Annotated in this window: 21 protein-coding genes and 1 tRNA gene; 8 read left to right on the top strand and 14 right to left on the bottom strand. The window is 58.5% G+C overall.

Going from position 1 to position 23,944, the window contains the following annotated elements; all coding sequences use genetic code 11:
- Positions 1-21 precede the first annotated feature (21 nt).
- From BKX93_RS11365 to ispB, 12 genes are all read right to left on the bottom strand, one after another.
- On the bottom strand, positions 22-363 hold the full coding sequence (locus BKX93_RS11365) for a helix-turn-helix domain-containing protein (protein WP_070979871.1): 342 nt from the start codon (positions 361-363) through the stop codon (positions 22-24).
- Between the two features lie 1,052 nt (positions 364-1,415).
- A complete protein-coding gene (locus tag BKX93_RS11355) occupies positions 1,416-2,720 on the bottom strand; it encodes a GTP pyrophosphokinase (protein ID WP_070979866.1) in 1,305 nt (434 codons plus the stop codon).
- Between the two features lie 806 nt (positions 2,721-3,526).
- Entirely contained in the window at positions 3,527-6,037 is a 2,511-nt protein-coding gene (locus BKX93_RS11350) for a DEAD/DEAH box helicase (protein ID WP_070979864.1), read from the bottom strand.
- A 621-nt stretch (positions 6,038-6,658) separates the two neighbouring features.
- Positions 6,659-9,544, bottom strand: coding sequence for a DUF927 domain-containing protein (locus tag BKX93_RS11345; protein WP_070979863.1), 2,886 nt, complete (start codon positions 9,542-9,544; stop codon positions 6,659-6,661).
- An 845-nt stretch (positions 9,545-10,389) separates the two neighbouring features.
- Entirely contained in the window at positions 10,390-10,782 is a 393-nt protein-coding gene (locus BKX93_RS24670; protein ID WP_186009523.1) for a helix-turn-helix transcriptional regulator, read from the bottom strand.
- Between the two features lie 94 nt (positions 10,783-10,876).
- Positions 10,877-11,863, bottom strand: coding sequence for a hypothetical protein (locus BKX93_RS11330; protein ID WP_070979859.1), 987 nt, complete (start codon positions 11,861-11,863; stop codon positions 10,877-10,879).
- 35 nt (positions 11,864-11,898) lie between these two features.
- Positions 11,899-12,063, bottom strand: coding sequence for a hypothetical protein (locus tag BKX93_RS25125; protein ID WP_186009522.1), 165 nt, complete (start codon positions 12,061-12,063; stop codon positions 11,899-11,901).
- A 51-nt stretch (positions 12,064-12,114) separates the two neighbouring features.
- Positions 12,115-13,995, bottom strand: a complete 1,881-nt coding sequence (locus BKX93_RS11320) for a DUF2075 domain-containing protein (protein WP_070979856.1) — start codon at positions 13,993-13,995, stop codon at positions 12,115-12,117.
- Positions 13,996-14,388 (bottom strand): nucleotide pyrophosphohydrolase, encoded by a 393-nt coding sequence (locus tag BKX93_RS11315; RefSeq protein ID WP_070979854.1) that lies wholly within the window; start codon positions 14,386-14,388, stop codon positions 13,996-13,998.
- Positions 14,389-14,497: 109 nt separating this feature from the next.
- Entirely contained in the window at positions 14,498-15,730 is a 1,233-nt protein-coding gene (locus tag BKX93_RS11310) for a tyrosine-type recombinase/integrase (RefSeq protein WP_070979853.1), read from the bottom strand.
- Positions 15,731-16,234: 504 nt separating this feature from the next.
- Positions 16,235-16,309: transfer RNA gene (locus tag BKX93_RS11305), tRNA-Arg, on the bottom strand.
- Positions 16,310-16,328: 19 nt separating this feature from the next.
- Complete coding sequence (gene ispB, locus BKX93_RS11300) at positions 16,329-17,309, bottom strand: octaprenyl diphosphate synthase (protein WP_046167368.1); 981 nt, start codon at positions 17,307-17,309, stop codon at positions 16,329-16,331.
- Positions 17,310-17,490: 181 nt separating this feature from the next.
- On the opposite strand from ispB, the gene rplU reads away from it, so the two are divergent.
- The 8 genes from rplU (at position 17,491) to BKX93_RS11265 (ending at position 23,040) form a co-directional block, all read left to right on the top strand.
- A complete protein-coding gene (gene rplU, locus BKX93_RS11295) occupies positions 17,491-17,802 on the top strand; it encodes a 50S ribosomal protein L21 (RefSeq protein ID WP_021476842.1) in 312 nt (103 codons plus the stop codon).
- Positions 17,803-17,814: 12 nt separating this feature from the next.
- Positions 17,815-18,090 (top strand): 50S ribosomal protein L27, encoded by a 276-nt coding sequence (gene rpmA / locus BKX93_RS11290; protein ID WP_021476841.1) that lies wholly within the window; start codon positions 17,815-17,817, stop codon positions 18,088-18,090.
- Between the two features lie 123 nt (positions 18,091-18,213).
- Positions 18,214-19,374 carry a GTPase ObgE gene (obgE, locus tag BKX93_RS11285; protein WP_046167369.1) on the top strand — a complete coding sequence of 387 codons (1,161 nt, stop codon included), beginning with the start codon at positions 18,214-18,216 and terminating at the stop codon, positions 19,372-19,374.
- Positions 19,375-19,413: 39 nt separating this feature from the next.
- Positions 19,414-19,788, top strand: coding sequence for a hypothetical protein (locus BKX93_RS24665; RefSeq protein WP_145929300.1), 375 nt, complete (start codon positions 19,414-19,416; stop codon positions 19,786-19,788).
- Between the two features lie 147 nt (positions 19,789-19,935).
- On the top strand, positions 19,936-20,715 hold the full coding sequence (locus BKX93_RS11280) for an ABC transporter substrate-binding protein (protein WP_046156194.1): 780 nt from the start codon (positions 19,936-19,938) through the stop codon (positions 20,713-20,715).
- A gap of 136 nt (positions 20,716-20,851) precedes the next feature.
- Positions 20,852-21,541 carry an ABC transporter permease gene (locus BKX93_RS11275; protein ID WP_046156195.1) on the top strand — a complete coding sequence of 230 codons (690 nt, stop codon included), beginning with the start codon at positions 20,852-20,854 and terminating at the stop codon, positions 21,539-21,541.
- Positions 21,538-22,251, top strand: a complete 714-nt coding sequence (locus tag BKX93_RS11270; RefSeq protein ID WP_021476837.1) for an ABC transporter permease — start codon at positions 21,538-21,540, stop codon at positions 22,249-22,251. The genes BKX93_RS11275 and BKX93_RS11270 overlap by 4 nt, the downstream gene beginning before the upstream one ends.
- A gap of 21 nt (positions 22,252-22,272) precedes the next feature.
- Positions 22,273-23,040 carry an ABC transporter ATP-binding protein gene (locus tag BKX93_RS11265; RefSeq protein WP_021476836.1) on the top strand — a complete coding sequence of 256 codons (768 nt, stop codon included), beginning with the start codon at positions 22,273-22,275 and terminating at the stop codon, positions 23,038-23,040.
- Positions 23,041-23,164: 124 nt separating this feature from the next.
- Here the strand turns inward: BKX93_RS11265 and BKX93_RS11260 are convergent, their stop codons facing one another.
- Positions 23,165-23,422, bottom strand: a complete 258-nt coding sequence (locus tag BKX93_RS11260) for a putative hemolysin (protein ID WP_070979851.1) — start codon at positions 23,420-23,422, stop codon at positions 23,165-23,167.
- Entirely contained in the window at positions 23,419-23,892 is a 474-nt protein-coding gene (locus BKX93_RS11255; RefSeq protein WP_046156197.1) for an inhibitor of vertebrate lysozyme family protein, read from the bottom strand. The genes BKX93_RS11260 and BKX93_RS11255 overlap by 4 nt, the downstream gene beginning before the upstream one ends.
- Positions 23,893-23,944 lie beyond the last annotated feature (52 nt).

Below are 23,944 nucleotides of genomic sequence, written 5' to 3'. Positions count from 1 at the left end.
GTGAAACCAGTTCAATCGTGCTTACTTGGATTTCTCCGCCAGTTTGCGCGATAGCGCTTTGAGCTGATCCAGCACGAACAGCCTATCCGCCTCATCCAGCGGCGCGATTTCATCTTTGACGGCCTCCACCAGAGAGGCTAGCTCTACCGAGGCCCCGGTCAGGAATTGGGCCAGGGGTACGTCGAGAATGCCGGCTAGCTTATCCAACGTCTTCAAGCCAGGCAGCGCCGCGCCTCGCTCAATGCGGGATAGCGATTCCGTTTCAATTCCCAGATGCTCGGCTACATAGCGTTGCGTCAGCCCACGCGCCTCCCGTGCCCGCTTGATGTTGTTGCCTACCCGAACTTCCAAGAGCTTGCTCATAGCACTAGATGTTTCATGTTTACCTATGAGCTATGACGTTGCCTGATATGGCCTTGCCATAGAATGGCTTTTTATGTTTATAGTAGACAAATTACGTTCATTGTTCGATGCTGGCGGGCTGATCCTGTCAGTAAAGAGCTGTCTTGCGTTTTCGATCTGGGGAGAAGTCGGGATGGCGAAGATGGTATGTCCGGAATGCAAGGGGGAAGGGGAGGTGCCTTGTATATTGGCGTTTGGGTCTGAGAAACACCCTCCGTACTGTCCGCTGTGCAAGGGGGATGATGAGGCGCGGATTCCGTGCGAGATGTGCGAGGGGATAGGTGAGATTGATATGTGAGTCGCGGAGAATCAGACCCACTTGAGTAGGCAGTGTTCACTTGTAAGAGTGAGTAGTGTAGTGGACTGACCCGGCTCCTGTAGGCAATCCTGCCCTATGTTTTGCAATTCATGAGCTTTGAGCCAAGTGCTTGAACGCAGGGCTTGTCCCGGTTCTTGTGACGCCGCACGCTGTACGCGCATAGGCGCACTTCAATCTATGGTTCTTGCCTTCAGGCGGCTGACCATAGATGGTCACCGAACTTCGTGGTTCCAAGCGACGTGGCCACGGAAGACCATCGATGAGGACTGGCTGCGCGTATGCCCCACGTTTGTCAGTGCCCTTATAGAAAACACCTGTTTCTTCAACAGTGATTGCGAAGGCGCTCAGGTTTGTGATCTCGATACAGAAGGTCAGTCTGGGATCAGCTCCTCCTATAGGAATGGCATGTTTTGGGCAAACACGCATCTTGACCCGAGACTTGTCTAGGGCTTGCCAGGTGTTGATTATTCCTAGAACCGCTCCGAGGACTGCTATTGCAAATGTTATGGTTTCAGTGATGGACATAGATCGAGGGGCCTAACGCCCAAGCTAAGCGGCGCCGGAAGGAACGCAGCAAGTGGTGGGACCGACATGGGTCATTACGATGCTGAAGGTATGGCCTATGTTGGCGTCCGCTTGACCGCCCAGTTAGGCGCTTGATTTCCGGGACTTTCGTGGGCCACGAATTGACCTATTACTTCTTTTTAGTGGCGGCTTTGCGTGCGGACTTTGCTTGAGGTTCAAGAATATCCTTAAGCCGAGCGACTAGCATCTGCAGCTCGCTGGTTTGGGCTCGGATGTAGTCCGCGTCAGGAACTTCAATGCCGTGGACGAGCTGATTGCGAAACCTGCGGAGATGCTCTGCTGATACATGAAGCTGGTCTGGCACTTCCTTTACAACGCGCAGCAACTTCATAGAGGGGATACCAAGGCTTTCTACGCCCCGCCCCGACGCAATTGCTCTAAGCATCTTCTCGTAGTCAATCCATAGTGACATGAACTGACCGATTGCATCAGACTGACTGACTTTTGGAGGACCGGATGCCGTCAGTGACATCACAGGCACATCCAATGCACGAATATGCTCGTATGTTGTGTACCGTGTCGGCTCCTCTCCAAGAACCTGATCAATTATTTGTTCTGCCAGAGGGCGGCGCTCTAAATCGGAGTGCAGCGCTTCGATATATCTGGCGAGATTCTCTGGTGTACCCAGGTTGAGTTCCCGCAGCAGAGCGAAGAGGAGATCCACTCTCCCTAGTGCAGAGTCATGAATGTTCAGCCCAGCCAGTTTTTCTCGTGCTAAGTCAAGGAGGGACGAAGCAAGATCGTAGTGATTGGTGTACTCGCGATCGTGCTCGGAGATGCGTTGCTCACCGGCACGTTGTAGGCGTTCAAGTGCGATTTCTCCCGCAAGAACTAAGCCGTTTAATTCGTCCAAAATCGCATACTCGTCGTCAGATAGCTTTCCTTGAAGTGGCTTGTAAACTAAGTCGTGTTCAACCTCTGACCATGCATGCATTAGAACGGATGCGACCTGGATTTCAACATTGGCTTCGGTGTACCGCTTTTGCGATTCATTCAACAGTGTTTCCGGTAAACGTACCCGGTAGTGAGTCGCCCAATAGCCGGAAAAGCGCTTTTTGTATGACGGCTGACCGGGTGTCGGGAATTCCTTTGGTTCAGAAACTAAAGCGAATAACGAACGTATCACCCTGCCTACCTCTTCTCGCTCCGCCGGAAAATACAGGGCTACACGAACACCCGCTAGATCGACTATGTCGTTGTAGATCTGCTCGACACTGGTGTATGGCGTTTTTACCGACCGTTGGCGCACTTTGGCTTCTAGGCGTGTCGGATTTTTCGCCCTAGACGTCACAATGGCTCTTACGCCTGTCGATTGCAGATTCGAGTCTAGGACCTGTGCTGCCATGCGACAGGCCTGTTCGTAGAAGTCGTACTCTTTGCGATACCTGGCGACGAATTGGGCGATAAGATCCACTGTGTATCCTGACTGAGCTTGTTTTCTGTAGCCTAGTGTTGACTGAGGTGCTTCTATACGATGGACTAACGTGAAATATACACCTGTGCAGGTGTATATTTAGTTTGTTTGTGTGATCAAGGATGCTACACGCTTTTGTCATTTCTTTCCAAGCGTGTGGAGTTACATATGCCTAAAAGTACGCAGCCAGATAGGACTGCTGCGCCACGCTTACTGGATGTGCTGCGCGAGGCGTTGTGGATGCGGGTGTGGGTGCAGATGCGGCATTACAACCTGTGTACCGAGTAGTAATATGTCGATTGGGTTTGGCGCTTTTTACGCTTTCACCATCATCGACACCCTCGCGAAATGGGGCCGGTGGATGGGCAGGTGTCCGCAGCAACGTAAAATCAGGCCTTGTCTGCGCTACTGTTCCTTTATTGTGAAGTGCTGAGAAACGTCAGCAATCTGTCTTCTAGCTGCCCGTGGCGATACAACCAGCCTGAATGACTGTTTTCCTCCGCGGCATATGGCCGAACTCGACCCACTACTGCCGGTCAACCTGTTAAAGATTCTGCGGCGGGTCTCCGAGTGAAGTGGTCGGTCGGTACAGCGGCTCGCTGACAGACGTTCGGTCGCAGCGGTCTTCCACTTTGCTACCCTTGGGCGTCCGTTCAGGGCCGCATGCCAGTCATTTTCATACACCTTTGTTGAAGGTCTGTATTCTGACGTGGGGCGCTCACTTTCGGCCAGAAACAGGTTCCCTGCTCCAGCTAAAGCGCTCCAATGGTCAAGCTACCAATGCATTTACTCATTGGCGAACACCATTACTCCTCAACGAATCGGAGCAGGTAGTTTTGTACAAGCTTGTCAGCACGCACCGAAGATCGCTCAAGTTCACGAGCACACTCAGCTGCGAGCTGATTATCGGCCAGCTGTGATTCACACAAACTCGTGAGCAATGACCTGGCATCACTGATTAGTGCGGCAAGCCTTTCGTACGTCAGCGCGTAAGAGTCAGTCGCAACTGCTGGCTTCGTGGCCTTGTTCGTCGGGTGGGCCGAAACGCGTACGGCGGTGTAGCCGGGGTAGTTCTGGGTAAACCACTGCTCCGCGACTAGCAATTGTCCATGATGATCCTTTGTTAAGGCATTCTTCTCCTTCTTGCGACTTTTCGCTTCGATGATGAATCCCACTTTCTGAGGAAGCAGCCAGAGTACATCTGGGCCTTGCCCCCCAGAGTCAAAGCGCTCGGCGGACAATCCAATCATCTGTGCGAGCTCCACGAGTGCCTGCTCAAATTGATTTGCTGTTGAATGCGCGTGTAGTTGCGCTACCGTGTCCTCAAACCGTTTCAGCAAGCCCCGACGAATGCGATAACCCTGAAGTTGCTGGACGATCACTTGTGCTTGTGCGCTTGGAGTAGCGAGAGGGCGATATGGCGGCATGACTCGGGGACGAAGTAGATTCCGATTGTTGCCATAGGCCTCTCTCTGCAATTCATCTCCGCGCTCCTCTTGGCCCCAGTGATTGGCGATTCTCCCAGCGAGCTGCAGCAGCCAACCGCGGGTCTGCGTATCGAGCAACTGCGCAGCGTTGATGCCTTTGTCAATACGTGCGATAGCTTTGTCATTGTAGCCGTCTGCCCAAAGGTTGAACGCCTTGCGCTCAGCTGCGGCGATGTCAAAACGATTGGCGTCCGCTGGCTCGTGTTCCACACCTTCCGCCAAGGTTTCGGCGTGATATTCAATCCAGTCTGGATCGCGATCGAAACTCGTGGCAACGGTCCTGGCCAGCTCCTTATGGTCCTGGACCTCCTTGCTAACGGTTGAGCCCATGTCCAGCTGAGCTCGGGTGGCACTGGTCAGAAGTCGGAAGTTAGCCTCTTTGGAGATCCACCCAGCAAGATCCGATCCGGCTAAAATGACCACGCAGTAATCGCCTGATCCTCGAGCACCACGCCCAATCCCTTGCTCAATTCTCTGGGCCAACATACGACTAATAGATGTTCCTCCGTATAGGGTTGCGGCGCGCATCAGCTCGTAGTCCGTCGTTCCGGCTGGCAACCCTTCCATCACCAGTAACCGGCAAGCATCACCGGGTAGATCAATGCCATCGTACCGGTTGGCAAAGACTACTGGCCCATTGGTGGTTCGCCTCTGAAGTTGTTCCACTTGGAGCTCAACCTCTTCTGATCCCTCTGCAAAGGTTGCTACATCATCCCAGCGACTCGCCGCAACATTGGAAGGGACGAGAATCACGGCTCCGAGCTTCTTTTTCTCCGCAGTCCATTCAAGTAGTTTACTGACCGCATCTAGGGCATCGAGCTTAAACGGCATAAGGTCAGGAATAAGGATCATCCGTTCGTTAACTCCAGCGAGCGATCGAGAGGTCAACGCATTCCCCACAAAATTTGGCTCTGCATCGAATGTACGAACAATCTCGCTGTCATCAGCTATCGTCGCCGACATGTAGATGCGTCGAGCAGAATCGGAAAACGTAGGAAATACGTTTACTAACGGGAGAATCGGCGTAATCGTGAACGAGTTTCGGCTAATCAACGCGTGACAAAGATGCAGGTTGTCCCGCAGCAGCGGCCACACAAATGCGTACTTCTCGGCGTCTGTGCGCAGTTGTTCTCGCACGGTGTCCAGCTGCTCATGCCATGCCCAATACGGCACCTCGATTACCCCGCCGTTCAAGCCTCTGACGGTATCGTCGAATGTCCCGAGACGGTCGATATCGCGGAAGGCTTTTCTAAAGAGGCTCGTCAAGCCTTCATAAAGCTCCGCATCCTCTTTATGCTTCACTTCCAAAGTAAAAGAGTCGCGAACCACAGAAAATGCTACGTGGGCATCATCAAGGATGACCGCGCCCACTTTAATCGGCGGCTTTGCCGCGCCGCGCAACCCAAATTTGCTCCGACCGTTGAACAGTGCCTTGTAGGTGGCCACCATGATGGCTTTGCCATTGATGAAGTCATCATCCAGTGGAGACCCTGTCTGGTACGGCACTGCAGCAATTCCAAGCGCCTTTGCTTTCTCCAGGGTCTGCTTGACCAGTTGACGGGTTGGGGCAAGGTACAGAACGGGTTCCTTGGTTTCATTGAGTGTGGATTGCGCCATCAGAAGGCCGACAAGCGTTTTACCGCCACCAGTGTGAAGCTTGACTACGACATCGCTTTCAATACGGCGCTCAAACCAGCTCTCCAATACTTCCGCTTGGCTCGTGTAGAGGTCATTGATGCCCTGGGGCTTAGGCAGCCGGCGAAATATCTCTAGTGGTTCGGTCGGTGCTGCTTTTTTCGCTTGTGTTCTTAGTCTTCTGAAATCAACCATGACTTCTCCGTTGTTCGCGCGATTTACTAGATGCTCGTTTCGAGCCGACAGCCAAAACTTTAGCACAAAGTCATATGGTGACTGCTGTGTAGGCATCAGCAGCCGCAATTACAATGCGACTGAAAACGTCAGCTTCGGCCGATAAGCGGCTATCCCACAGATTGATAGTCTGCAGGAAGTGAGCTTTTTAGATCAGGAAGTTCTTTCCAGCCAGGTAGGGGGTGTACCGCTATCAAAGCTGCGCCATAGCGTTGGCGCGCCTGCCTCAGCATAGTGGTTTGATTGATCGGTGGCAGATGGCTCCACCAAATCAGCCGTCCATCCTGTAATGTCAGCCTCCACAGCCAACAGCATCCGACGGAAACGCCTGGTAGGGGCTGGAAGGCATAGCAATGGGCCGCTTGTGTAGTCAGATGTTGGCATTTTCCTTTTGTCAGGGCTGTACAGCCCCGGCATAGCAGCGGAAAACCTTGATTGGAATACAGCGCCGCACCGGCTAGCTCCGGGCCATTCTCCTGGCACCAGGGGAGAGCTAGCGGGTCGGCTGCGGTGTCGTCCGATGGTCGTTCAGTGTCGCTTGCGGGAGTATCCGGCGGCAGTTCGGCAAACCATTCAGCTAGCTCAGGCGGCATAGTAGAACTCCTGTGCGTTGTCTGCGAACAGGGCGGAGGTGACGCAATACACCTTGGCCCGGCCGCTCTTGCTGTACTTCGCTTCCGGCGTGATGCGGACCTGCAGCATATTGCCCGCGCCCTTGGTGGTTTCCAGCGCGCCGCGCGCGGTCAGCAGCTTGCATACCCGGTTCACATCCATCCCGGCGCACACCTCGGCGCGGAAGCTCTCCGGCAGCACGTAATACTTGATCAGCCCGGACAGCTTGTCCTTGAGCCGATAGCCGCAGCGGCTGATGGTCTTGGGCGCGTGGTCGTCCGGGTCCGGCGCGTGGCCGTCCTGTTCGTGCAGGATGCTTTCATTGGATAGCCGGGTGAAGCGCGCTTCGCCGTGCTGTTCGAAGAACAAGCGCACCTTGGCCAAGATGTCTTCATCCTCGCGGTTGCCTGACGTGCCGCGCATCTTCAGCCAATCGGCAAAGCAAGTCTTGGCGGCTTGCCATGCGGTCCCCTTGGGCCAGCCGGTAACGCCCCAGGCGCTGGCCAGCTCGCCGGCAATGCCCACCAGGGCGAAGCGGGCGGCGGCGCGATGCGCTTGGCCGTGGGCCTCGCCGGGCAAGACTTCGCTGTCAAAGCGCGCCAGTTGCTGGCGGATTAGTCCGGCCAAACCGTCTTTTTCCTGCACCAGCCGTTCCAGATAGGCGCGCGCGGCGCTGCCGTGCTGCTGGATGACTGATGCCTTGATGTGGTCGGACAGGGCTTGGCCGCTATTCTTGTCATGCAGGGTATTGAACAAGCCGAAGCCCTGGCCGGCGTCGGCCTGAATCGTCAGCATGCGAATTTCCATCCCGGCTTTCATCTGCTGCTTGGCCTCGGCCATGTGAGCGGCCAGGGTCTTTTCACCGGAAGACAGGAACAACACGCGCCATTCCGCCACGGCTCCCCGGCTACCACCCTTGTCATTGGCCCGGCTCTTGCCGCGCCCATTGCCTAGCATGTAGACCGCTTCGCCGATGATGCGGGAGTCGCATTGATGGATTTCATCCAGCGTCAGCAGACAATCGGAATAGGCCGCAGCAATGGCCTCCAAAGCGTTGTCGGTCGCGCGCCAGGTTTGCAGATAGCCCGGCCCGCCGAATACGCTGGCGGCGGCCTGCAACAGCGTGGTCTTGCCTTGCGAGCTGTCGCCGTAGAAGTGGAAGCCGCCGGACTCGCTGCCCAGGACGCCCAACAGTGGCCCGGCGAAGGCGCTGGCCACCGAGAAGGCAAGCCGGCTGTTGCCGACGCAGTAGCGCGCTACACCACTTTGCCAGCCTGCCAGGCTGCCAACGCATTGCATGGCTTCGCGTTGTTTCTGCGCCGCTTCGAAGATCAGACGCTCATCGTTTTGGCCTAGTTGGATATCCGGCAGCAAGAACGCGGCATCATGCCAGCCCAGGCGGGGCACGATGGTGGCGCGTTCGTTGCCATCGTAGCGGGCCAGATATTCCAGCAGTCTTTGTCGGGCCTTCGGACCCGCGCCCAGCAACAGGCCGCGCGACAGCAAGCCCTTGATCACTTCCGCCCCTTCGCTGGACGCCAACTGTTCGGACGGGATGTTCCATTCCTTGATGTTGCCGTCCGGATCAGTGAAGCGTACCAGCAAGCCCCAGCTGCCGGCGTTCTTGTCGCGGGTGCGCGCCAGGATTTCCAGCTTGCTGCAAATCCATAGCGGCGTGTCCATGTCCTCGGTCTGGAAGTAGACGCCGCGTTCTGACAGCTTGAAGGGATTGCCTAGGGCGGACGGGGCTGGGCGCGGGGCGCTGGCAGCAGGCGCGGCGGCGGCTTCGCTCGCTGGGCTAGTCGATGTTGCGACGGTTTCGGCTTTTGGCTCCGTCTCCAGCAACAGGCGCAGATGCGCTGCTGTCCAGCCACGCGCCAGGGCGTCGGCGGCGTCGTCGCCACTGTCCCATTGTCCGCCGTCCAGCAAGGCCGGGGCGTGTTCCGTTCCGCCAGGGCGGCAGGTTTCGAAGCGTTCCACAGGCGTATGGCTGACAGAGGCCGCGCCGACTGTGGCCAATTGCGCCGCGACGGCGGTGGCCGCTTCCCAGCCCGGCGCGTCGTAGTCCCGCCAGATCAGGCAATGACGGCCGGTCAACGGTCGAAAGTCGGCCTTGTTGACGGCTTCCGCGCCATTCATCCAACACACGGCGACATGGTCCGGCAGCAACTGGGCGGCGGCATCGGCGGCCTTCTCGCCTTCGCAGATCACCACCGGAGCAACTGGCCGGGCGGCCAAACGATCCAGGCCATACAGCGGGCGCGGCGCGTTCAGGTTCTTCCAGCGCCAGGCGGTCTTGCCGCTGTCCGCATCTCTCCAGACGGAGAGCGGGAAATAGTCCTTGCTGCGGCCATTCTGGCCCGGCTCCAGCCGCACCACGAACACCAGGGGGTGCCCGGCGGCGTCGTTGTAGCGCCAGAACTGCACCGGCTTGCCGGGATGATGCGGCTTGCTGCGCGGTATCTTGCCCATCAGCGCGGCCGGAATCGGCAACACCGCTTCAGCGGTGGGGGCCGCCGCCGGCAGCGGCGCAGGCACGACAGCGGCAGGCGCTTCGCCGTTCACGATGCCCAGCAAACGGGCCAAGTCCTTGCAGGCTTCGCCCTGGCCGTAGGACTTTAGGTACGCCACCAGGGCAATCACGTCGCCGCCCTTGTCGCCGCTGGCGAAGTCCGCCCACACGCCCGTATTGGCATTGATCGAGAACGAGCCATAGCCATCGTCATTGCTGCGAGTCGGGTTGATCATCTGGATTTCGTGATGCACCTGTTTCCAGTGCACCCCGGCCCAATCCAGCACGCGGGGCAGGGCGGCCAGGGCGGCGGCTTTGACCGGTTCAAATGGCAGCAACTTCATACAGTTTCCTTGGCGTGTTGGGTGAGCGAGTACGGGAAAAACGGCAAGCCGGTGGCCTCCCGCCCGTTGTAGGGGAGAGTGATAGAGCGATTCATTTGGTGTTCCTTAGGAGGCGTGCGGCAGGCTTGGCGCTTTAGCTGCCATTGGAGCGTGATGCATGGCCGGGGCGGTATTCACTCGCGCGCAGGCGGGGATGCAAGTCAGGATCAACACCAAGGTAATCACGCGCGGGTGGTAGCGCAGCCGGTCCAGCCGCTGGGCGTTACGCATGGCAAGCCTCATGGTGTTGTCGTTGGGCGATGCCGTGCGCCACGCTGGCCCGGTATGGGCCGCTGCTGCGCACGCTCTCGTAGCAAATCGGGCAAACCGAGGCATAGAACATTTGGCCAAACAAGGGCAGGGCCATTGTTTGCGAGCCTTGTCGCCATTGGCCGCAAGCGGCGCAAGGCTGCGCGCTGCTGCCGAAGGCGCGGGCGTTTTGCTGGTAGTTTTGGCGCTTAGCCGCGCGTCGCGGTCCATCCTGCTGGGCAGGGGGAAAGTGCTGGCGCAATTCGACAAAAGACCCGGATTTAACGGCCTCGCGTGCCCCCGCACGCGGGGCTATTTTGCTTGTTCGTCCCATCTTCACTTCTCCACCGGCTGGGCCATCGGGCAATCGTGGCCCGCTAGCGCCGCGCGTAGCTGTTCCATTCGCTTATCGTTGCCCTCTGCTCGAAGTTGCTTGATCACAGGGCCAAGGGCTTCGCCGAGGAAGTGGCTTGCCCGATGGGGCTGGGAGGTGCGACGGGCATCGCCGCCCGTAGCGCGAATGATGGGGGAGCGGAAAGCAGCGTGTTGGCGGCGCATCATGCCACCTCCAGCGCAGCGGCTTCGCGGCTGGCAATCCAGCCGTCAACGGAGGACTGTTTCCAGGCGACGGCGCGCGCGCCCAGGCTGATCGCCATCGGGAACAAGCCTGCCTTCATCTGCGCGTAAATCCAACTGCGGGACATGCCGGTTTTGCGCATTACTTCCGGCAGGCGGATCAGGCAATCGGTGTTGGAAGTGATCGGGACCGGGGTAGCCTGCTGCGCAGGCTCCCGGCTGGCTTTGAAGGCGTCCAGCTCGCCCCGTTGGTAGACGCATTGACGGCCTACACGGATCGAGCGCGGGCCTTTGCCTTCGCTGGCCCACTGGTTCAGGGTGAAGATGGAGACGCCGAGGTATTCGGCGGCGGCGGGGCGGGTGAGATGTTGCATTCGTCTGTTCCTGGTAAGGGTTATGCCGTCCATTTGGTGCGGCAAGACGAATGCTAAGGATGGGCCGTTGGCAAACCCTAAGGGATTGCCAACTCTATTTCACTAAGTAGGCCGAGAGATGCAGGCGGATCGAGCGCGCTGCGGATTCCGATAGCTGGCGTGTCTTGATGATGCGCCGGGCTAGGTCCGAATAACTCAAGTTGCGATTCTCCTGCCGCAGTATGTGGGCCAGAGAGAGCCAAGCGGCTTTCTCCTCAGCGTGGTACTTGATGGCAGCGGAGGCGGCCTTCTTCTGCGCATCTCGGGTTCGGCGCGTCACGATAGTCAACGATTGTTTGTCGAGTTCCGCTTGTGTCAGCGAATCCGCCACTTGGGCCAGCGCGCCCAATCTTCCTACCGTTCCCAGGCTGCGGGCGGCCCATTCTCTTTGTTCGGCTTCGTGCAAAGCCCACTTCAGACGATAAGGCTCGACCCAGGCGGTAAAAGCGTCGGGGAATTGCAAGGCCCACTCGGTCAATGTTGCCTGACGCCCTTCATGAACGAATACCCGGAATGTGGCTGGATCATCTTCAAGCCAGACGTCGATTTCAGCATCGCCGATATGTTGGCCGGGCTGGAAGTCCTGTTGCAGCAAGGCTAGGCTAGTGTCCAGCCAGTGGGCGAGCTCGCGAATCGCGTCATAGGCGATCCATGCCGAGGCCAGTGCGTACAGCTGGCCATCCGAGCTGCGCGCTTGAGTCAGCTCGGGAACAGCCCAGCGGATGGCATGGGCCAGGCTCTGAAAGACGCCATATTCGTCCGAGTAGTCCAGCGCAGAGGGGAGTCCGTGTCTGAGCCATTGGGCGGCCTGCAGCACCTCGGCAGAGTAATTGTCGCCAGGTTCCAGGCCGTAAGCCTCGCGCCAGAGCGAAATGCCGCTGGTGATGTATGGTTCCAACTCTTCTGCGAGGTGGACGATAGGCGGGAAGGCATCAGCTAGCAGGTGGCAACTGACGTCAGCGGATGCGTCTTCATCCGCGAATGACAGCAGGTGAGGGGGCGTTACGGTCATGCTTTCGATCAATAGCTGGTTGTATGGCAAGGTTGGCCTGCAGAAGTCGACAGGCCAATTGCCAGTTAACGGTGATAGGGCAAGGTAACTAGCCAGATGAAGCCCGCGAGTACGAACGTCATCACGCAGCCAAGCAAGAGGCCAGCGAGTCCGCCGTATAGCAGCGTTTCCCACTGAATGCCTGTTTGGTGGATGGCATGTAGTGCGCCGCCGCAGGTCCAGGTCGCCATGTATGCGACTCCAAGTCGCTCGAAATTGTCCATGGGTACTGGTCTTGTAGGCTATTGAAGCTTGCTGCGGAAATAGGCAGCAGTCTCCTTATCGGTGCAGTAGAGGAAGCAACCTTTCAGTCCTCGGCTCATCAGGGTGCGGTATGTGTTCTTAATGATGCGGTCTGCTTTGGCTGCGGTTTCTTGTGGCTGGCTTTTCATCTGCGTTTTGTAACCCCTGATGGTTTGGTCCATTGAGGAGCGCTGGGTTGCATCGGTGATTACCTTGCCATCCCGAATGATCAGGTCAGAGCCAATGATCACGCCGATATAGTCGACCTCCAGTCCTTGACAGGTATGGATACATCCAACCTGTTCAATGGAGTCGGGCGCTATGATCCAAACCATGCTGTTGCTAGCCAAATTCCATTGGCGCTGGTAGTTCTTCCCGATCACGATGTCCATCTGGCTGGTATCAGTTTTACTGTTCCATGGCCAGCAATAGCCGGCCACGACTCGGGCCCTATTGTTGCTATTTCGCTGCGCTACAGCGGCGTGCATTTCTTCCGGGGTATCAAACACTTTGAATGTGTAGTTCTTGTTATCCAGTCGAGTATTTGCGGTCTCACGAATGTCGAGTACATGATCAAGCCACGCCATATATCCATCGGAACCGCTGCATCGGAATTGTGAGGTTAGCTCAAATTCGTGGACTTCCGCTCCCTTGGCAATAGCCCACTGCCGGATCTGTTCTTTGGAGCCGATATCGCGGAAAGTGACACACTGATCCTCATCGATGAAGAAGACCGTGCACTTGGAGGCATTGATCAGCTCCTTCATCTGGTTTTCACCCTTGTTGTTGAACATGCCGCTCTTTTCCGTGAGGCGGTGGGCTTCGTCAACGAGTAGAAGATCGAAGGTGTTGGGCTCCATCTCATGGAAGTTGTCAGTGCCGGCAAATAGGCTATTGAAGCGGGCCTGTTTTACGGAGCCGGTTAGCTTGGCTTTGTAGACATGGCGTGGCGCGGCATTTTTGGAGACGTATTTGATGGCGAGGCCTGTTTGGAGAAGCTTGACCAGCAAATTGATGGCAACAAGCGTTTTTCCTGTTCCTGGTCCGCCCTCTACGATCACAACCTTGTGTTTGCCTGGTGCTGCTGCGCACGCGATCTCTCTAATGTTTTCAAATACCAGTTTTTGATCGTTGATGAGGGCAAATTCACGATTGCCCTTCATCAGTTTGGCAAGAGCGTCCGCAAGTGCCTTCGACGCACCGATACGGCTGCAAATTAATTGTTGAAGTACTGCTTGGCTGTCACCTTGGTAGATATGCTGGCTCAGGAAATCTTGAAATTTCTCGCGTTCAGCAAGACCTTTTCGGAAGAGGGGGGCCTGGTCTAAGTATTCCTTGAAGCGTGCATCCAAAATTGTATTGTCGGACTCTGGGTAGTTGTGCAGGAAGGCACATGGGATCACCCGTATCTCTCCAGAGGCAACCGCTTCATTGAAACCTTCAAAAAGAGTGGCGTAAGACCAGGCTTGATACGATGGATGCAGAGTTTCATTTAACCCGCCACCTAGTAGGGTCCGTACTACTGCGTCTTTGTCTGTCAGCGTGATCGCACTCCATTGCTTGAGCTCGATTATGATGACAGTCTTTTGGCCATGCTTATCGAATCCGCTTAGCGTGAAGTCGATGCGGCTCATTGATTGTGGAGCAAAAAGCTCAATTCCAATGCCTGTGTTGTTAGGGATTCGATCATCCTTTAGGACCCGAGCCATCTCCTGTAGCGAGTTTTTCCAAGATTGTTTTTCCCGATCGGTAACTCTTTTTCCGACGATGCTTTGATAGCGAGCTTCGAGCAGATCCTCAATGTATCTGTCCGAATCATTCAGGAACTGTTGTTTGTCCGCTTGATAGATCAGGGTATGGGTCGGGGTGGCGATTGGCATTTAGATCTCAGTGTATTTTTTACTGGAGCCGCGAGCCTTGTCCACAGGGTACTTGGCGGCATTAAGTTGTAACTTTCGGGTCGCGGCGTCGTTCAGGTCGACACCTAGTACGTCAGCTAGACGGACCAGATAGAGCAGTACATCGGCCAGCTCTTCCCGTACCTTGTCCGCTGTCGTGGGGTCGTTGCCTGCTGTGCGGGAGGCGTCCTCGGTCATCCATTGAAAAATTTCCGTCAACTCGCCAACCTCCCCAGAGAGAGCCATCACGAGGTTCTTGGGTGAGTGGAATTGATGCCAGTCTCGCTCAGTGGCAAAGATTTCTAGAGCAGTGGCTAGCCTATCGGTGTCCACAAGTGGGAGAGTGGCGGCCATGTTGTCTGGAGTTGTGCTCATGTTTGATCTTCTACTGTGTGTGGCAGGCATGATTATGCCTCTGGGTTGCTATGTTGGTCATGTCCGATGGGATGCGTGGGGGGATGTCCAATGTCGGATTCTCAGCTTATCAGCCAGCCCGTTGAAAGTTGGCCGGCTCGACATTGCCGCCTTGCTGCTGGGCAATGTAGCTTGACCACCATTGCATCATGCGGCGGCGCTCCTCCATGTACTCGGCGCGGTTGTAGGCGGCGCGGACCCGGTTTCTTTCGACGTGGGCTAGCTGGCGCTCAATGGCGTCAGGATTGAAGCCTTCCTCATTCAGGATGGTGGATGCGGTGGAGCGGAAACCGTGGACGTCGGCTTTGCCCTTGAATCCCATGCGATGCAGCGCCCGCCGCAGCGTTTCCGGCGACATTGGCCGGTTCGGGCTGTTGCGGTTGGGGAAGATGTGTTCCCGTCCGCCGCTTATGGCTTGCAGCTCGCGCAGGATGGCAAGCGCGTGGTCGGAAAGGGGCACAAGGTGGGGCGCGGCGGATTTCTTGGATATCTCTGTCAGCTTGCGGTGTTCCGGCGGAATGGTCCACAGCTTGGAGCCGAAGTCGATTTCTTCCCATCTGGCCATGCTCATTTCTCCAACGCGCGTGAACGTGTGGAGCATCAGTTCCATCATCAGCTTGGTTTGACGATTGGAATCCATTTCCTTTAGCGCATGCAGAAATTCCGGCAGCTCATCGCGGTTGAGGGCTTTGCGGTGTTCTACCTGTGGTGTCTTCAGTGCGTCCACCAGTGGGGCGGCGGGATCGCTGTCGCAGCGGCCGGTCAGAATGGCGAGCCTGAAGATGGACGAGCAACGCTGGCGCAAGCGTTTGCAGGTGTCCAGGTTTCCCGCTTTTTCAACACGGCGCAGAACTTCCAGCAGTTCAAGCGGCTTGATGTCCTTGATGGGGCTGGAACCAATGAAGGGGAAGATGTGCAATTCCAAGGAGGTCATGACTCGTTCGGCGTGCTGCTCACTCCATTCATGGCGTTCTTTGGCGTGCCACTCCTCGGCAATCGCCCGGAAGGTGTTGGCTGCTGACAGTTTGGCGGCAAGCTTATCCGATTTGCGTTGTGCCGCCGGGTTGATGCCCTCGGACAGTTGCTTACGCGCTTCGCCTGCTTTGTTGCGTGCCTCGGCCAGGCCGACATCTGGGTATTTGCCCAGAGCAAGAACGGCGGCCTTGCCGTTGAAGCGGAAGCGGTAGCGCCACAGCTTGCCGCCGGATGGGGTGACTTCCAGGAACAGGCTGCTCCCGTCAGGCAGGTGATAGGTCTTCTCTTGTGGCTTGGCTTGCCGGATGGAAATGTCGGTTAGCGCCATGTGTATAGATTCCCGTGTATAGATTTGCGCCGTTAGTCGGGCGTGGTGAGCCCGCTCAGCGCTTATTTTTGGGGCCTGAAGCTTTTGCTATCAGGCGCTGGGCGAAGGTGCGGCTTGTCCGTCACTAGTGACTGTGTGCAGTCGTCACCAGCCGATGGGGACGGGAAGCCTTTGCAAATCAAAGATGTCACTACGTCACCACCGTCACCATGAGACTTCTGCGGGGTGGCCGCTACGGTCTTGATGGTGTGGCGCTCAAGGCTCCAGGGCCTACATCTGGTTGTTGGCAGTCATACATTTTTCCAACCAGAGTATGGATTGCAAAAGGTGCTAGGGACGATGTGTATAGATTTTATCGGGGGTTTGGGATGTATGCACGAATCTATACACAAGAAGTGTAGATGTTGCTGGATGCTACTGGACGACTCTGGACCAAAGAAAAACCCGCAAAGCCTTGTGCTGTGCGGGTTTCTGGATTTTCTTGGACTGTTTTGGAAGTGCTGGTGGTGCCCCCGACAGGAATCGAACCTGTAACTGCCCCTTAGGAGGGGGCCGTTATATCCATTTAACTACGGAGACACTTGGAAAACTGGCGTGATCAGGCGCTGCGGTCCACCGACAGGCGGGCCAATTCGATCAGGGCCTGGCGGACTTCCGAATCGGGAATGTTCTGCAAGGAGGCGATGGCCTGTTCGGCCATTTTCACGGCTTCATTCTTGGCGTATTCCAGCGCGCCGCAGGATTGTACCGCATTCAATACATCGTGGAAACGGTCGCGGTTGGCGTTTTCCAGCGCGTCGCGCACCAGGGCGGAGGCTTCCGGGCTGCCGTTGCGCATGGTGTAGATCAGCGGCAGGGTGGGCTTGCCTTCGGCCAGGTCGTCGCCCAGGCTCTTGCCTATGGTGTCGGCGTCGCCGCTGTAGTCCAGCACGTCGTCGATGATCTGGAAGGCGGTGCCCAGGTACATGCCGTAGTCGGCCATCGCCTGCACCTGTTCGGCGGAGGCGTCGGCGATCAGCGCGCCGACGCGGGCGGCGGCTTCGAACAGCTTGGCGGTCTTGTACTGGATGACCTTCAGGTATTCGTCTTCGCTGACGTCGGTGTTGCCGATGTTCAAGAGTTGCAGCACCTCGCCCTCGGCGATGATGTTGGTCGCCTCGGCCATCACTTCCAGGATGGTCATGTTGCGGGTGGTGACCATCATCTGGAAGGCGCGGGTGTAGAGGAAGTCGCCCACCAGCACGCTGGCGGCGTTGCCGAACAGCGCGTTGGCGGTCTTGCGGCCGCGGCGCAGGTCGGACTCATCCACCACGTCGTCGTGCAGCAGGGTGGCGGTGTGAATGAACTCTATCATCGCGGCGAGTTCGAACAGGTGCTCGCCCCGGTAGCCCAGTGCGCGGCCCGACAGCAGGGTCAGGATCGGACGCAGGCGTTTGCCCCCGGCGGAGATGATGTATTCCGCCACCTGGCGGATCAGTACGACGTCGGAGTGCAGGCGGGCGCGGATCACGCTGTCTACCGTCTGCATGTCGTCGGCTATCAGGGTTCGGAAAAGCGGGGTGGACACGTTTTCAACCAGTTATCGTTCGAGGGCTACGCCAAAGCTCTGGATGTTACCAGAAAAGCCCATTCCCCCGCCATGCCGCCGTGCTCGCCGCTTAAGTCGATGAAATCATTGACAAGTTGACAGGCTGCCCGTATAGTCTCGCGTTCCCTGCGCATCAGGCGTGGGGGGATTCATTTATCAGGAGCTCATGCGAATGTATGCGGTCATAAAAACCGGCGGCAAGCAGTACAAGGTTGCCATCGGTGAAAAACTCAAAGTAGAACAGATACCTGCAGACGTCGACAGCCAGATCGTACTTGAAGAAGTGCTGATGATTGCTGACGGTGAACAGGTTGTGGTTGGCGCGCCGATGATTGCCGGCGCCACTGTTAAGGCTACCGTTGTTTCCCACGGTCGTGGCGACAAGATCCGCATCTTCAAGATGCGTCGTCGTAAGCACTACCAGAAACACCAGGGTCATCGTCAGAACTACACCGAAATCCGCATCGACGCGATTTCGAAGTAAGGATAAACAGTCATGGCACACAAAAAAGCAGGCGGTAGCTCCCGCAACGGTCGTGACTCCGAAGCCAAACGCCTGGGCGTTAAGGTTTACGGTAGCGAACTGATTCCGGCTGGTTCCATCATCGTGCGTCAGCGCGGCACCCGCTTCCACGCTGGTGAAAACGTTGGTCAGGGCAAGGATCACACCCTGTTCGCCAAGGTTGATGGCTACGTTGAATTCACCGTTAAGGGCGCGCAACAGCGCAAGACCGTTAACGTGATTCCGTACACCGGTGTTGACGGCGAATAATTCGCTTTCCAGCATCCGAGAAAGCCCTATCCTTCGATAGGGCTTTTTTCATACCGAGGGGCAAGGCGTGAGGGCTGGAGCCAGTCCTGACCCCTGACTCCTCGCAGAACAGAGGTTGTAGACATGAAGTTTATCGATGAAGCCCGCATTGAAGTGATGGCCGGACGCGGTGGCAATGGCGTGGCCAGTTTCCGCCGTGAAAAATATATCCCGTTCGGCGGGCCGGACGGCGGCGATGGCGGCAAGGGTGGCAGCGTGTTTGCGGTAGCCGACGAAAACGTCAACACCCTGGTTGAGTTCCGCTTCGTCAAGAAATACCTGGCGGAACATGGCGAGCGCGGCCGCGGCGCCGATTGCTACGGCAAGGGCGGCGACGATATCGAGCTGAAAATGCCGGTGGGCACGGTGATTACCGACCACGATACCGGCGAACTGGTGGCCGACCTGACCCATCACGGCCAGCGCGTCATGATCGCCAAGGGCGGCAAGGGCGGCCTGGGCAACATCCATTTCAAATCGTCCACCAACCGTTCGCCGCGCCAATGCACGCCGGGCGAGCAGGGCGAGCAGCGCACTTTCAAGCTGGAGCTGAAGGTATTGGCCGACGTCGGCCTGCTGGGCATGCCCAACGCCGGCAAGTCCACTTTCATCCGCTCGGTGTCCGCCGCGCGGCCCAAGGTGGCGGATTATCCGTTCACCACGCTGCATCCGAACCTGGGCGTGGTGCGCATGGACGATACCCGCAGCTTCGTGATCGCCGACATTCCGGGCCTGATCGAGGGCGCGGCGGAAGGCGCGGGCCTGGGCCATCGCTTCCTGAAGCACCTGCAACGCACCGGCCTGCTGCTGCACGTGGTGGACATCGCCCCGTTCGATCCGGACGTCGATCCGGTGCGCGAGGCGCGCGCCATCGTGGAAGAACTGAAGAAGTACGATGAAGAGCTGCACGGCAAGCCGCGCTGGCTGGTGCTGAACAAGGTGGACATGCTGCCGCCGGACGAGCGCGAGCTGACGGTGTCGGCCTTCCTTAACGCCTATGGCTGGCCGGCGGAGAAGCCGGATGACAGCCTGGGCTTCGACATCAAGGCGCCGCGCGTGTTCTCCATCTCCGCGCTGAACCACGAAGGCACCCGCGAGCTGACTTTCGCCATCATGTCCTACCTGGACGTGGTGCGAGCCGCCGCGCGCAAGGAAGCCGAAGAGCAGAAACAGCAGGCCGAGGCGGCCAAGCAGAAGCTGATCACGCCGGAAGCGCCGGCTGTAAGCGAAGGTGACGACGCGTAACGAAATCGCAGTATTTAACTGCTATGAGAAGCGGGCTGGATGCATATCCAGCCCGCTTTTTTATTCCACTTGGGCAAAATGCGGGGTTTTGGCCGATTTTCGGCAATTTACGTCGCTTTGCTGTACACCGATCTTTTCACGCGCCGTTACTTCCCAAGTCGATTGGATGTTGTATTTTGTCCTCAGGCGATTGCGCGGGAGGCGATTGCCTCCAAATGGCCGTGGCATGAATTCTGCTTGTCGAAGCCGAAGCCGGGAAGAGCCGCCGACAAAGCCGCCGGCGCCGTGCCGCGCCTTCCTGTCCAGCCGTTTCGACGGCGTGGGCGGGAGGAGCCGGTCCGGGACCAGGCGCCAGGTTTTGTCATCCGCCAGCCGGGGGCCCGGCCGGCGGAGCGGCGAAATCCGGCTTGCTAGACGAAATACTCTAACTATATAACTGGTGCAGCCGCCGCTTGGGCCGGGGCCGCACCGGGCGGCGCGGGCCAGGCGGGATCGGCCCGGAGAGAAAGTCCGGCATCGTCCGGATACCAACAAGGCAGTACGATTGATGAGGAGAAGGAAATGAAGAAAGCACTTGCTGCGCTGGCCGTGGGTCTGATGGCCGCATCCCTGGGGGCTTACGCCAAAGACTGGAAGGAAATCCGCTTCGGCGTCGACGCCAGCTACGCGCCGTTCGAGTACAAGGCGCCGAGCGGCCAGGTGGTGGGTTTCGACGTCGACCTGGGCAACGAAATCTGCAAACGCATGAAAGCCAAGTGCGTGTGGGTGGAAAACGATTTCGACGGCATGATCCCGGCGCTGAAGGCCAAGAAGTTCGACGGCGTGCTGTCGTCGATGTCGATGACCGAAGCCCGGATGAAGGAAATCGCCTTCTCCGCCAAGCTGTTCAACACCCCGACCCGCATGGTCGCCAAGTCCGGCTCCGGCCTGATGCCGACCCCGGCCTCGCTGAAGGGCAAGCGCGTGGGCGTGGAGCAGGGCACCATCCAGGAAGCCTACGCCAAGAAGCACTGGGCGCCGGCCGGCGTGGAAGTGGTTCCTTATCAGAACCAGACCCTGGTGCTGGCCGACCTGACCGCGGGCCGCCTGGACGCGTCCTTGCAGGACGCGGTGCAGGCCGACATCGGCTTCCTGAAAAAGCCTGAAGGCAAGGGCTTCGCCTTCGCCGGCAAGGACCTGGTCGATCCGCAGACCCTGGGCGAAGGCGCCGGCATCGGCCTGCGCAAGGAAGACAAGGATCTGAAGGCGGGCATCGACAAGGCGATCGCCGACATGCTGAAGGACGGCACCTACAAGAAGATCGAGAAGAAGTACTTCTCCTTCGACGTGTACGGCGGCTGATGCCGTTCCGGGCGCGCGGCCCGTCCGCCCACCCGCGTTGTGATGCGCCCCGCCTTGCGGGGCGTATTGATCTGGAGCGTCCGTCGCCATTCAGCGCCATAAGCTGAAAGCGGCGGCCACTCGACAAGGGGAACATATGTTTCTGGATGGATTCGGTCCCATTATCTGGCAGGGGACCCTGGTGACGCTGGAGCTGTCGGTTCTGTCGCTGCTTCTGGCCTTCGTCATCGGTCTCGTCGGCGCCGGCGCCAAGCTGTCGCACAACCCGCTGCTGGGCGGCGTGTCCACGCTGTACACCACCCTGGTGCGCGGCGTGCCCGACCTGGTGTTGATGCTGCTGATCTTCTACAGCCTGCAGATCGGCATGAACAAGATCACCGAGGCGATGCACATCGACCAGATCGACCTCGATCCCTTCGTGTCCGGCATCGTCACGCTGGGCTTCATCTACGGCGCCTATTTCACCGAGACGCTGCGCGGCGCCTTCCTGTCCGTGCCCAAGGGGCAGATCGAGGCCGGCATCGCTTACGGCATGAGCGGCTGGCAGGTGTTCCACCGCGTGCAGTTCCCGCAGATGATGCGCTTCGCGCTGCCCGGCATCTCCAATAACTGGCAGGTGATGCTGAAGGCCACCGCGCTGGTCTCCATCATCGGCCTGGCCGATGTGGTCAAGGCGTCCATCGACGCCGGCAAGAGCACTTACCGCGTGTTCTTCTTCACGCTGGTGGCGGGCGCCATCTACCTGGCGCTGACCGCGCTGTCCAATTTCGTGCTGGCGAAGCTGGAGCGCCGCTATTCCATCGGCGTGCGGGAGGCCGACTTATGATAGACATCATCCAGCAATACTGGCGGGCCTTCCTGTGGAGCGACGGCTACCACCTGTCCGGCCTGGCCGTCACCATGTGGCTGTTGGTGCTGTCCATCGCCTTCGGCTTCGTCGTGTCCATTCCGCTGGCGGTGGCGCGCGTGTCCAAGATCAAATGGCTGGCGCGCCTGGTGGGCTTGTACACCTACGTGTTCCGCGGCACGCCGCTCTACGTGCAGCTGATCTTCTTCTACAGCGGCATGTACAGCCTGGATGTGGTGCGGGAGGTGGGTTTCCTCAACCACTTCTTCCGCGAAGGCTACAACTGCACCATCCTGGCGTTCGCGCTCAACACCTGCGCCTACACCACCGAAATCTTCGCCGGCGCGATCAAGGCCACTTCCTATGGCGAGATCGAGGCCGGGCGCGCTTACGGCATGAGCCCGTTCACGCTGTACCGCCGGGTGATCATCCCGTCGGCGCTGCGCCGCGCGCTGCCGGCGTACAGCAACGAAGTGATCCTGATGCTGCACGCCACCACCGTGGCCTTCACCGCCACCGTGCCGGACATCCTGAAAGTCGCGCGCGACGCCAACGCCGCCACGTACGATTCCTTCAACGCCTTCGGCCTGGCGGCCTTGCTGTATCTGAGCATCACCTTTATTCTGGTCGGCCTGTTCCGCAAGGCTGAAGCCCGCTGGCTCGCTTACCTGCATCCGACCAAGAGCTGAGAAATACTGGGGATTTATTAGATGGACAAGCTGAACATCAGCAACATTCACAAGAGCTACGGCGACCACGAAGTTCTGAAAGGCATCTCGCTGAAGGCCAAGGCCGGCGACGTGATCAGCATCATCGGCTCGTCGGGCTCGGGCAAGAGCACTTTCCTGCGCTGCATCAACTTCCTGGAGAAGCCGAACGACGGCTCCATCGCGTTGAACGGCGAGGAAATCCGCCTGTCGCGCAACAAGCAGGGCGAGCTGGTGCCGGCCGACCAGAAACAGCTGCAGACCATGCGCACCAAGCTGGCCATGGTGTTCCAGCACTTCAATCTGTGGGGCCACATGACGGTGCTGGAAAACGTCATCGAGGCGCCGGTACACGTGCTGGGCCTGCCGCGTGAGGAAGCGGTCGCCCGCGCCAAGAAATACCTGGCCAAGGTGGGGCTGGACGAGCGCGCCCAGGCCAAGTATCCGGCCCACCTGTCCGGCGGCCAGCAGCAGCGCGTGGCCATCGCCCGCGCGCTGACGATGGAGCCGGAAGTGATGCTGTTCGACGAGCCGACGTCGGCGCTGGATCCGGAGCTGGTGGGCGAGGTGCTGAAGGTGATGCAGGCGCTGGCCGAAGAGGGCCGCACCATGATCGTGGTCACCCACGAGATGGGCTTCGCCCGCAACGTGTCCAACCACGTGATGTTCCTGCATCAGGGCCGCGTGGAGGAAGAGGGCCATCCGGACGAGGTGTTCGGCAACACCAAGAGCGAAAGGCTGAAGGCTTTCCTGTCCGGTAGTCTAAAGTAAGACTATCCCTGCCAAAGGGGGTAGGAAGCCCGCCGGAGCTGTCAGCCGGCGGGCTTGTTTTTTGGCGCGCCATCCAGATTTGTGGATAAATCCGGATTTGAGCGATGATTGTGGGTAAGTAGGTTTACGGCGCCGGCGCGGCCGGCTGCTGCGAGCGGAACAGCGTCCATTCCTCCACCGCCCGGCCATCGGGCAGCTGGCACAGCGCGTACTCGCCGCCGGCGGCATCCTTTTTCGGCAGCAGCTTGCCGCCTTGTTTCACGCAATAGACCGAGGCCGGGTTGGCCATGCCGACAGCTTGCGGCTGCGGCGCCGGGTTTTGCGCGCAGGCGGCCAGGAGCAGCGCCGGCAGCGCGGCGAGAGCGGATTTCAGCGTTTTCATTTCCAGTTCGGGTCCTGTTTCAGTTGTTGCATCAGATAGGCGCGTTGCTCCTTGTCCGGCTTGCCCAGCCAGCGGTAGCTGGCGTGCTTGGCCGGATGGTCCACCGCCTCGGGCGCGTCGGCCACCGTCACCAGCAGGCCCAGCGCGCGGCGCTTGTCAGCGCTGAATAGGCCGAAGAAGCGGTTGCCGGCGCAATCGTGCGGCTTGCACATCTCGCCGGCCAGATAGCGTTTGCCGGCGATGATGGCCGCATGATAGGGCGCGCTGGTGGCGCGGGCTTCGCGCAGCCATTCCGGCGCGTCTTTCGCGGCGGCCATCATGCTCATCCAGGCCGCCTGGTAGGCGGGCTGGCGCGCCAGTTCGGCGAACACCGCCTCGGCGGCCGGCGCGGAAGACGCGGGCACGGCGGCGACCGGCGCGGCCGGCAGCAGGATGGACAGGGACAACAGCAGGGGAGCGAGCGTTTTCATGGGACGGAGTCCGGCGGCGATGCGAAACAGCTTGGATCGCCGCCGGCGGCGA

This window comes from Chromobacterium vaccinii (genome assembly GCF_001855275.1).
GTDB lineage: Bacteria > Pseudomonadota > Gammaproteobacteria > Burkholderiales > Chromobacteriaceae > Chromobacterium > Chromobacterium vaccinii.
Note: the sequence above shows the minus strand (reverse complement) of the source record. Positions and strands in the feature narration are given on the sequence as shown.

Bases quoted from the DNA above. Each gene is read 5' to 3' on its own strand.
- BKX93_RS24670 (WP_186009523.1), bottom strand. From the start codon at position 10,782: ATGCAACATCTCACCCGCCCCGCCGCCGCCGAATACCTCGGCGTCTCC.
- BKX93_RS25125 (WP_186009522.1), bottom strand. From the start codon at position 12,063: ATGGCGACCTGGACCTGCGGCGGCGCACTACATGCCATCCACCAAACA.
- BKX93_RS11280 (WP_046156194.1), top strand. From the start codon at position 19,936: ATGAAGAAAGCACTTGCTGCGCTGGCCGTGGGTCTGATGGCCGCATCC.
- BKX93_RS11275 (WP_046156195.1), top strand. From the start codon at position 20,852: ATGTTTCTGGATGGATTCGGTCCCATTATCTGGCAGGGGACCCTGGTG.
- rplU (WP_021476842.1), top strand. From the start codon at position 17,491: ATGTATGCGGTCATAAAAACCGGCGGCAAGCAGTACAAGGTTGCCATC.
- BKX93_RS11265 (WP_021476836.1), top strand. From the start codon at position 22,273: ATGGACAAGCTGAACATCAGCAACATTCACAAGAGCTACGGCGACCAC.
- BKX93_RS11365 (WP_070979871.1), bottom strand. From the start codon at position 363: ATGAGCAAGCTCTTGGAAGTTCGGGTAGGCAACAACATCAAGCGGGCA.
- BKX93_RS24665 (WP_145929300.1), top strand. From the start codon at position 19,414: ATGCATATCCAGCCCGCTTTTTTATTCCACTTGGGCAAAATGCGGGGT.
- BKX93_RS11315 (WP_070979854.1), bottom strand. From the start codon at position 14,388: ATGAGCACAACTCCAGACAACATGGCCGCCACTCTCCCACTTGTGGAC.
- BKX93_RS11260 (WP_070979851.1), bottom strand. From the start codon at position 23,422: ATGAAAACGCTGAAATCCGCTCTCGCCGCGCTGCCGGCGCTGCTCCTG.
- BKX93_RS11255 (WP_046156197.1), bottom strand. From the start codon at position 23,892: ATGAAAACGCTCGCTCCCCTGCTGTTGTCCCTGTCCATCCTGCTGCCG.
- BKX93_RS11320 (WP_070979856.1), bottom strand. From the start codon at position 13,995: ATGCCAATCGCCACCCCGACCCATACCCTGATCTATCAAGCGGACAAA.
- obgE (WP_046167369.1), top strand. From the start codon at position 18,214: ATGAAGTTTATCGATGAAGCCCGCATTGAAGTGATGGCCGGACGCGGT.
- BKX93_RS11345 (WP_070979863.1), bottom strand. From the start codon at position 9,544: ATGAAGTTGCTGCCATTTGAACCGGTCAAAGCCGCCGCCCTGGCCGCC.
- BKX93_RS11270 (WP_021476837.1), top strand. From the start codon at position 21,538: ATGATAGACATCATCCAGCAATACTGGCGGGCCTTCCTGTGGAGCGAC.
- BKX93_RS11350 (WP_070979864.1), bottom strand. From the start codon at position 6,037: ATGGTTGATTTCAGAAGACTAAGAACACAAGCGAAAAAAGCAGCACCG.
- BKX93_RS11310 (WP_070979853.1), bottom strand. From the start codon at position 15,730: ATGGCGCTAACCGACATTTCCATCCGGCAAGCCAAGCCACAAGAGAAG.
- rpmA (WP_021476841.1), top strand. From the start codon at position 17,815: ATGGCACACAAAAAAGCAGGCGGTAGCTCCCGCAACGGTCGTGACTCC.